The sequence below is a fragment of the Neisseria sp. HMSC03D10 genome (assembly GCF_001807625.1).
Taxonomy (GTDB): Bacteria; Pseudomonadota; Gammaproteobacteria; order Burkholderiales; family Neisseriaceae; genus Neisseria; species Neisseria mucosa.
This window is the reverse complement of sequence record NZ_KV789479.1, coordinates 1-1,653: the sequence shown is the minus strand read 5'-3', so window position 1 is coordinate 1,653 and position 1,653 is coordinate 1. Positions and strand designations below refer to the sequence as shown.

1 protein-coding gene is annotated in these 1,653 nt (G+C 54.4%); it reads right to left on the bottom strand.

Features of this window, described 5'->3' with window-relative positions; all coding sequences use genetic code 11:
- Positions 1–34: 34 nt before the first annotated feature.
- Positions 35–1,546 carry a ubiquinone biosynthesis regulatory protein kinase UbiB gene (gene ubiB / locus HMPREF3066_RS00335; protein WP_070439775.1) on the bottom strand — a complete coding sequence of 504 codons (1,512 nt, stop codon included), beginning with the start codon at positions 1,544–1,546 and terminating at the stop codon, positions 35–37.
- Positions 1,547–1,653: the final 107 nt, after the last annotated feature.

Here is a 1,653-nt window from a genome sequence, read left to right as displayed (position 1 = left end):
GGGGGAAAGGCTTTTTTGCAAAGGTCTCGGATTTTTAATCAAACAGCAAAATCAGCAGCAACACAATCGCAATCACGCCCAGCCACATGCTTTGCCGCTGCTGTACTTTGACCAAATGGATATAGGCATCGCGCATTTCCTGTTGGCGGTTTTCGTCAACCAGCGCGCTGATTTTGCGCGGTAGGGAAGGGATGATTTGCGCCCAATCGGGGGCTTCGTTTTTGAGGTTGCGCAAAAAGGCTTTAGGTCCGACCTGTTCGTTCATCCACTTCACTAAAAACGGTTTGGCAGTTTTCCACAAGTCCAAATCGGGATCAAGCTGCCGTCCCAGGCCTTCGATGTTGAGCAGCGTTTTTTGCAGCAACACAAGCTGCGGCTGGATTTCGACATTGAAGCGGCGGCTGACTTCAAACAGGCGCATCAGCACCAAACCGAAGGAAATTTGCGAAATTGGTTTGTTGAACACTGGCTCGCACACGGCGCGGACGGCGGCTTCCAATTCTTCCGCGCGCGTGTCGGCAGGCACCCAGCCCGATTCGATGTGGGCGGTGGCGACGCGGTGGTAGTCGCGGTTGAAAAAGGCGAGGAAGTTGATGGCGAGATAACGCTTGTCGTAGTCGGTTAGTGTGCCGACGATGCCGAAATCGAGGGCGATGTAGCGGTTGTCGGCGGCAACCAGAATATTGCCGGGGTGCATGTCGGCATGGAAAAAGCCGTCGCGGAAGACTTGCGTGAAGAAGATTTCCACGCCGTAATCGGCGAGTTTGTGCAAATCGATGCCGTCGGCTTTGAGTTTGGCGATTTCCGATACCGGCGTGCCGTCCATCCATTCGATGGTCAGTACGTCGCTGGTGCAGTAGTCATAAAACACTTTAGGCACAATCAGCATATCGCTGTTTTGGAAATTGCGACCGAGCTGGCTGGCATTAGCGGCTTCACGCATCAAGTCCAACTCGTCGTGCAGATATTTGTCGAACTCTGCCACCACTTCGCGCGGTTTCAAACGCTTGCCGTCGGCAAACAGACGCTCGACCCAAGCCGCGCCGAAACGCATCAGCGACAAATCCTGTTCGATCACGGGCAAAAGGTTGGGGCGCAAAACTTTGACCGCCACTTGTTCGCCCGAATGCAGGCGGGCTTTGTGTACTTGGGCGATGGATGCGCTGGCGACAGGCTCGGTTTCAAATTCCGCGTACAGCGTTTCGATGGATTGCCCCAGCGATTTTTCGATTTGCGAGCGTGAAAGCTGCGCGTCAAACGGTGGGACTTTGTCTTGAAGCTTTGCCAGTTCGACCGCGTAATCATGCGGAATCAAATCGGGGCGCGTAGAGAGAACCTGTCCGAACTTGATGAAAATCGGCCCCAGGCTTTCTAGGGCAAGGCGCAGGCGGACGGCAGGCGGTTCGTTTTCAAATTCAGACGACTGCGGCAGCATTTTCAACAGCGTTCGTGCCCAGCCCGGACGGACAAGCGCGGCAAACAGCTCGGCAAGGTGGTAGAGGTAAAGCGTGCGGAGGATGGTTTTGATGCGTTTGAGCCGTTTCATGACGATATAGTGCGCGACAGTCGGTAATGCGGGGATTATATAGGAAACGGCAGGCCGTTGGCGGGCTGGTTTTTGAAAAGGTCCTTGGATTCGGATTTCAAGTGCAA